Source organism: Cellulosimicrobium sp. AB352, assembly GCF_049538415.1.
GTDB lineage: Bacteria > Actinomycetota > Actinomycetes > Actinomycetales > Cellulomonadaceae > Cellulosimicrobium > Cellulosimicrobium funkei.
In genome coordinates, this window is record NZ_JBMVFX010000036.1 from 23,967 (window position 1) to 30,455 (window position 6,489).

8 protein-coding genes are annotated in these 6,489 nt (G+C 74.6%); 3 read left to right on the forward strand and 5 right to left on the reverse strand.

Annotated elements, in window-relative coordinates; translation table 11 throughout:
* Nucleotides 1-32: 32 nt before the first annotated feature.
* From thpR to infC, 5 genes are all read right to left on the reverse strand, one after another.
* Nucleotides 33-677, reverse strand: coding sequence for an RNA 2',3'-cyclic phosphodiesterase (thpR, locus tag ACPCUX_RS18425; RefSeq protein WP_171467801.1), 645 nt, complete (start codon nt 675-677; stop codon nt 33-35).
* Nucleotides 674-1,552 carry a TrmH family RNA methyltransferase gene (locus tag ACPCUX_RS18430; RefSeq protein WP_076406622.1) on the reverse strand — a complete coding sequence of 293 codons (879 nt, stop codon included), beginning with the start codon at nt 1,550-1,552 and terminating at the stop codon, nt 674-676. The genes thpR and ACPCUX_RS18430 overlap by 4 nt, the downstream gene beginning before the upstream one ends.
* 68 nt (nt 1,553-1,620) lie before the next feature.
* Nucleotides 1,621-2,007: a 50S ribosomal protein L20 gene (gene rplT / locus ACPCUX_RS18435; protein ID WP_024840664.1), complete on the reverse strand. Its 387-nt coding sequence runs from the start codon at nt 2,005-2,007 to the stop codon at nt 1,621-1,623.
* 67 nt (nt 2,008-2,074) lie between these two features.
* The gene (rpmI, locus tag ACPCUX_RS18440) at nt 2,075-2,269 is read right to left on the reverse strand and encodes a 50S ribosomal protein L35 (RefSeq protein ID WP_034653792.1); all 195 of its coding nucleotides are present in this window, start codon (nt 2,267-2,269) and stop codon (nt 2,075-2,077) included.
* 108 nt (nt 2,270-2,377) lie between these two features.
* A complete protein-coding gene (gene infC, locus ACPCUX_RS18445) occupies nt 2,378-3,424 on the reverse strand; it encodes a translation initiation factor IF-3 (RefSeq protein WP_423389363.1) in 1,047 nt (348 codons plus the stop codon).
* Nucleotides 3,425-3,805: 381 nt separating this feature from the next.
* Between infC and ACPCUX_RS18450 the strand changes: the two genes are divergently transcribed.
* From ACPCUX_RS18450 to ACPCUX_RS18460, 3 genes are all read left to right on the forward strand, one after another.
* Nucleotides 3,806-4,270, forward strand: coding sequence for a Fur family transcriptional regulator (locus ACPCUX_RS18450; RefSeq protein ID WP_081600341.1), 465 nt, complete (start codon nt 3,806-3,808; stop codon nt 4,268-4,270).
* A 113-nt stretch (nt 4,271-4,383) separates the two neighbouring features.
* The gene (locus ACPCUX_RS18455) at nt 4,384-5,898 is read left to right on the forward strand and encodes a catalase (protein ID WP_043659858.1); all 1,515 of its coding nucleotides are present in this window, start codon (nt 4,384-4,386) and stop codon (nt 5,896-5,898) included.
* Between the two features lie 152 nt (nt 5,899-6,050).
* Nucleotides 6,051-6,413 (forward strand): DUF1844 domain-containing protein, encoded by a 363-nt coding sequence (locus tag ACPCUX_RS18460; RefSeq protein ID WP_043659864.1) that lies wholly within the window; start codon nt 6,051-6,053, stop codon nt 6,411-6,413.
* Nucleotides 6,414-6,489 lie beyond the last annotated feature (76 nt).

The window sequence follows — 6,489 nt, forward strand, 5'->3', positions numbered from 1 at the left end:
CGTCTCCGGGCGCGGCCGGAGGGTGGTCCCGCTCAGCGCGCGGCGGGCCCGAGCGGCAGGGTCCGCAGCGTCCGGTGCACCGGGTGCCCCGAGGCGTCGCCGAGGTCGGACTCGACGAGGTGCAGCGCGTCGGTCGTCCACCCCGGGCCGGCGTACACGGCGAGGGCCGCGGCGGGCGCGGCGAGCGGGTCGCCCGCGGTGCGGTCGGGACGGGTCGCGCCGCGACCGCGCGCCCGGCGGTTCGCCTGGCGCGCCCCGGCCGCGGCCCGCGCGACCGTGAGGTGCGCGCGCTGCCGGGGACGGCGGTCCACCCGCACGCCCGCGTCGCCCGCCGCCTCGGCGACCGCGGCGCTCAGCGCCCGCAGGGCGTCGGCACCGTCCCCGCCGACGCCCACCCACAGGACGCGGCGGTCGAACACGCCCGCGCCCCGGAGCCGGAGGTCGAGCGGCGCGGCGTCGTGCGCGACCGGCTCGAGCGCCGCCGCGAGGTCGGGGACGGCCCCCTCGGGCACGTCGCCGAAGAACGACACCGTGAGGTGCCACAGCTCGGGGGACGTCCAGCGGACGAGCGGTGCGCCGTCGGGCCGGCGCGCCTCCTGGGCGTGCGCGTCCGCGAGGGCGAGCGCGAGGTGGTCGAGCGCCGTGGCGCTCGGGTAGAGCGCGGCGAACAGCCTCACGCGCCGCCCTCCGGGTCGGCGCCCGGGCCTCGGGCGGGCCGGTGCGCGCGGCTGGAGGCGTAGAGGCAGACCGTCGCCGCCGTCGCGAGGTTCAGGGACTCGGCCCGGCCGCGGATCGGCACGCGCACGACGGCGTCGGCCAGCGCGCGGTCCTCCGGGGGCAGCCCCCACGCCTCGTTCCCGAAGACCCATGCGGTCGGCGCGGCGAGGTCGACCGGGCGCTCCGTACCGGCGCCCGCGGCGCCGGCCACGTCGAGCAGGTCGTCGAGGTCGAGGTCCCCCGCGCCGTCGGCGGCGAGGACCGCGAGCCCCGCGCCGCGCAGCGCGGCGACGGCCTCGGCCAGGCTCACGCCCGTGACGACCGGGAGGTGGAAGAGCGACCCGGCCGTCGAGCGCACGACCTTCGGGTTGTGCACGTCGACGCTCTCGCCGGCGAGCACGACGGCGTCGGCCCCGGCGGCGTCCGCCGCGCGGACCACGGTCCCCGCGTTGCCCGGGTCCCGGACCGTCGCGAGCACCGCGACGAGCGCCGGGCGGTCGCGCCGCGCGAGCGTCGCGACGACGTCCTCCAGCCGCGGCGCGTCCGCACGCACGACGGCGAGCACGCCCTGCGCGTCGGCGCTCATCGCCGCCAGCACCTCGGGCGTCGCGCCGTGCACGTGCAGCCCGGCCGCGCGCGCGTCGGCGACGATCTCCGGGTGCCGCTCCGCCGCAGCGGGCGTGACGTAGACGTCACGGACCTGGTCGGGGGCGTGCCGGACCGCCTCGCGGACGCCCTGCGGGCCCTCCACGAGGAGCTGTCCGTGCCGTGAACGCGCCGGACGCCCGGCCAGCGCACGGACCGCCTTGACCCGGTCGCTGCGAGGATTCGTCAGCGTGGGGTCGAGCGGGCCGGGCGCCGGACGGGCGTCCGTGGCCGACGGGCGGCCGGGCGAGGCGCTGGTCAGGCTGCGGCCTTGGGCGCGTTGACGTCCTCGGGGAGCGCGTCCTTCGCGACCTGGACGAGCGCGTTGAACGCCGCCACGTCGTTGACCGCGAGCTCCGCGAGCAGGCGACGGTCGACCTCGACACCCGCGGCCTTGAGGCCCTGGATGAGGCGGTTGTACGTCAGGCCCTGGGCGCGCGACGCAGCGTTGATGCGCTGGATCCACAGCTTGCGGAAGTCGCCCTTGCGCGCCTTGCGGTCACGGTAGGAGTAGACGAGGGAGTGGGTGACCTGCTCCTTCGCCTTGCGGTAGAGGCGCGAGCGCTGGCCGCGGTAGCCGCTGGCGCGCTCGAGGGTCGTACGGCGCTTCTTCTGGGCGTTGACCGCCCGCTTCACGCGTGCCACGTGATGCTCCTTGCAGTTCGGGGCTCAGGGGTGAGCCGGTCGGTGGCGGGTCCCGCCACCTGCCGGGTCACTTGCCGAGCAGCTTCTTGATGGACTTGACGTCGGCGGGCGAGACCACCTGGTCGGCAGCGAGGCGGCGCTTGCGCTTGGTCGCCTTGTGCTCGAGGTAGTGACGGGCGTTGGTCTGCTCGCGCATGACCTTCCCGGAACCCGTGATGCGGAAGCGCTTCTTGGCACCCGAGTGCGTCTTGTTCTTCGGCATGACTGCCGTCTCTCCTTGTGTCCGGTCAGCCACCTCGCGGTGGCCGACGTGTTCGGGTCCGGGCCGGTGGGCCCGGACCCCGAGCAGGGTCCGTCCGTGGTGCCGGTGTCAGCCGGCCTTGCCGCGCGGCGTCGGCTTGGGTGCCGGCTTGGGCGCGGGGCGCGGGGCGCCCGGCTTCGGCGCGGCGGGCCGGGGTGCTGCGGGCTTCGCGCCGTCCGACGACGCGGGCGAGGCCGCGGGCGTCGGGCGCGGCGCCGCCGGCTTCGAGTCCGCGGCCGGTCGAGCCGCCGGACGCGGGGCAGGCGCCGAGCGCGGAGCCGGAGCCGACCGCGGGGCCGGAGCCGACCGCGGGGCCGGAGCGGAGCGCGGGGCCGGAGCCGACCGCGGGGCCGGAGCGGAGCGCGGGGCCGGAGCGGCCTGCGCCGGAGCCTCGGCCGGGGCGGGCTCCTCGGCCGGGGCGGCAGCCTCGACCGCGTCCGTGGTCTCCGTCGCCTCGACCGCGTCGGTGGCCTCGACGGTCTGCGTCTCGACCGCCTCGGTCTCGTCCGCGTCGTCGCCCGAGCGCGCCGCGGCGCGCTGGGCGGACTTGGTGAGACGCGGCTCGGCCTCCTGCGCGCGCTTGCGCTGCTCGCTCTTGGCGTCGGCCTTCTTCTTCACCGGACCGAGCACCATGGTCATGTTGCGCCCGTCCTGCTTCGGCATGGACTCCACGAAGCCGAGCTCCGCGACGTCGTCCGCGAGGCGCTGGAGCAGGCGGACACCCATCTCGGGGCGCGACTGCTCACGGCCGCGGAACATGATCATGACCTTGACCTTGTCGCCCGCCGCGAGGAAGCGCTCGACGTGGCCCTTCTTGGTGCCGTAGTCGTGCGGGTCGATCTTCAGGCGGAAACGGATCTCCTTGAGGACCGTGTTCGCCTGGTTGCGCCGCGCCTCACGCGCCTTCATGTCGGACTCGTACTTGAACTTGCCGAAGTCCATGAGCTTGGCGACGGGGGGCCGGGCGTCCGGGGCGACCTCGACGAGGTCGAGGTCCGCGTCCTGGGCAAGGCTCAGGGCAACCTCGGTGCGGACGACGCCGACCTGCTCCCCGCCGGGACCGATGAGTCGGACCTCGGGGACGCGGATCCGATCGTTGATGCGAGGCTCGCTGATGTGATGCTCCTAGGAAGTCGTCGGTAGACCGCCCGGACACGAAGAAGGCCTCCGTCCCTGGCGCAGGGCGGAGGCCATCAGGTCGGGACGTCACGCGAACGCGACGACCACGGCGGAACGGTCCCCGAGGGGCTCGCTCCGGACCAGGACCCGGCCTCTGTCGCGACGCGAGTCGGCGGTCGAAGCCCGGGTGGGATGTCATCCACTTGCGCACCCGCACGTCTTCCGCACCACCCGGAACCGGGAGGTGCGGACACGAACGGGTCGGTCAGCTGTCAAGGATAGCAGAGCGGGCGTGCAGGGCGAGCCGACCGCACGCGCAGACATCTGATCCGATCCATCAATGGAACTCTTCCAGAATAGGGGGGTACAGTGGGAGCCATGACCACAGGAGCGACGTCGACCGCAGGCACCGGCCTCGAGGACGGGCCCCGCCGCGCACGCCACGAGAGCGAGCTGCGCGACCACGGCCTGCGCGTCACCGCCGCACGCCTCGCCGTGCTCGACGCCGTCGAGGTGCAGCAGCACGCGGACGCCGACGACGTGCTGCGCGCCGCGCGCACCGCGCTGGGCTCCGTCTCGGTCCAGGCGGTCTACGACGTCCTGCACACGCTCACCGACAAGGGGCTCGTGCGCCGCATCGAGCCGGCCGGGCACCCGGCCCGCTACGAGCGCCGGCTCGGCGACAACCACCACCACGTGGTGTGCCGGGGCTGCGGCGCCGTCGCCGACGTGGACTGCACCGTGGGCCACGCCCCGTGCCTCACCCCCAGCAGCACCGCCGGGTTCCGGATCGACACCGCCGAGGTGACGTTCTGGGGACTCTGCCCCGACTGCGCCGACTGACCCCGCACCACCCGCCCCGGGGCCTCGTGCACCCGGAGCGCGTCCGTTTCCTCACGGATGCACTGTTTGAGAACGCCACACGAGCCGTACCCGCGGCTCACGGAAGGAGACCCATGACCGCCCCCTTCACCACGACGAACGCCGGCGCGCCCGTCGCCTCGGACGCCCACTCGCAGTCCGTCGGCGCCGACGGCCCGATCGTCCTGCACGACCACTACCTCGTCGAGAAGCTCGCCCAGTTCAACCGCGAGCGCGTCCCGGAGCGCGTCGTGCACGCCAAGGGCGGCGGTGCGTTCGGCACGTTCACCGTGACCCAGGACGTCAGCGCGTACACCCGCGCGGCGCTGTTCCAGCCCGGCACGACGACCGAGATGCTCGCGCGCTTCTCCTCCGTCGCCGGCGAGCAGGGCTCGCCCGACACCTGGCGCGACCCCCGCGGCTTCGCGCTGAAGTTCTACACGACCGAGGGCAACTACGACCTCGTCGGCAACAACACGCCCGTGTTCTTCCTGCGCGACGGCATCAAGTTCCCCGACTTCATCCGGTCGCAGAAGCGCCTGCCGGGCTCGAACCTGCGCGACAACGACATGCAGTGGGACTTCTGGTCGCTCTCCCCCGAGTCGGCGCACCAGGTGACCTGGCTCATGGGCGACCGCGGCCTCCCGTCGAGCTGGCGCCACATGGACGGGTTCGGCTCGCACACCTACCAGTGGATCAACGCGGCGGGCGAGCGGTTCTGGGTCAAGTACCACTTCAAGACCCAGCAGGGCATCAAGAACCTCACCGCGGACGAGGCCTCGCAGCTCGCCGGGTCGGACTCGGACCACCACATCCGCGACCTGTACGAGCACATCGAGGGGGGCGACTTCCCGCGCTGGACGCTCTCGGTCCAGGTCATGCCGTACGAGGACGCCAAGACCTACCGGTTCAACCCGTTCGACCTCACGAAGGTGTGGCCGCACGCCGACTACCCGCTGATCGAGGTGGGCGTCATGGAGCTGAACCGCAACCCGGAGAACTACTTCGCGCAGATCGAGCAGGCGACGTTCGCGCCGAGCAACTTCGTCCCGGGCATCGCGACGAGCCCGGACAAGATGCTCCTCGCGCGCATCTTCTCCTACGCCGACGCCCACCGGTACCGCGTGGGCACGAACCACGCCCAGCTCCCGGTGAACGCGCCGCACGCCGCGGCCGAGGCCGGTCACTCGTACGCGAAGGACGGGTCGATGCGCTACTCGTTCTCGTCGGCGACCACGCCGGTGTACGCGCCGAACAGCCGGGGCGGCGCGCACGCCGACCCGACCCGCGCGGCGGAGTCCGCCGGCTGGGAGGCCGACGGCGAGCTGACGCGCAGCGCCGCGACGCTGCACCCGGAGGACGACGACTTCGGCCAGGCGGGCACGCTCTACCGCGAGGTCTTCGACGACGCGGCCCGCGCGCGCTTCCTCGAGACGATCACGGGCCACGTCGGCGCCGTGCGCAGCGAGGACATCCGCGAGCGCGCCGTGCAGTACTGGACGTACGTCGACGCGAACCTGGGTCGCGAGCTGCGTGCGGCCCTCGCCGCCGCGGACGCCCCGCTCGAGGGCGGCCAGCCCGGAACGGCCGCGGAGCCGGTCCGCGTCTGAGCCGTCGTGGCCGCCCTGCGGGGCGGTCGCACCCCGTCGGCCGTCGCCCCTCGCCGGGGGCGGCGGCCGACGTCGTCCCCGGCCCGGGGCGTCGGCCGTCCTTCCCGCGCACCGGGCCACCGCTCCCCCCGCCGGATGGAAAGATGGTCGCCATGAGTACCGAGAACGCCGCCGTGCCCGACCCCACCACCGACGCGGTGCGCGACATCGCCGACGTGGCCGCCGTGGAGGTCATCACGTCCGCGGCCGTCCACCTCATGAGCGCCGCCGCCGTCAAGTGCGGTCTCGCCGAGGACGCGCAGGAGCAGGGCCACCTCGACCTGGACGAGGCGCGCAAGCTCATCAACGCGCTCGCCGCGCTCGTCACGGCGAGCGCCCCCGACATCGGCAACCAGCACGCCCGCTCGCTCCGCGACGGGCTGCGCTCGCTCCAGCTGGCCTTCCGCGAGGCGTCGGTCTACCCGGACGCCCCGGGCGAGGGGCCGGGCGAGAAGTACACGGGCGCCGTGAGTTGAGCACGCCCCCGGTCCCGCCCCCGCACGGCGGTCCCGCGGGCCCGCCGCGCCCGCCCGAGAGCGTGCCGCGGGGCAC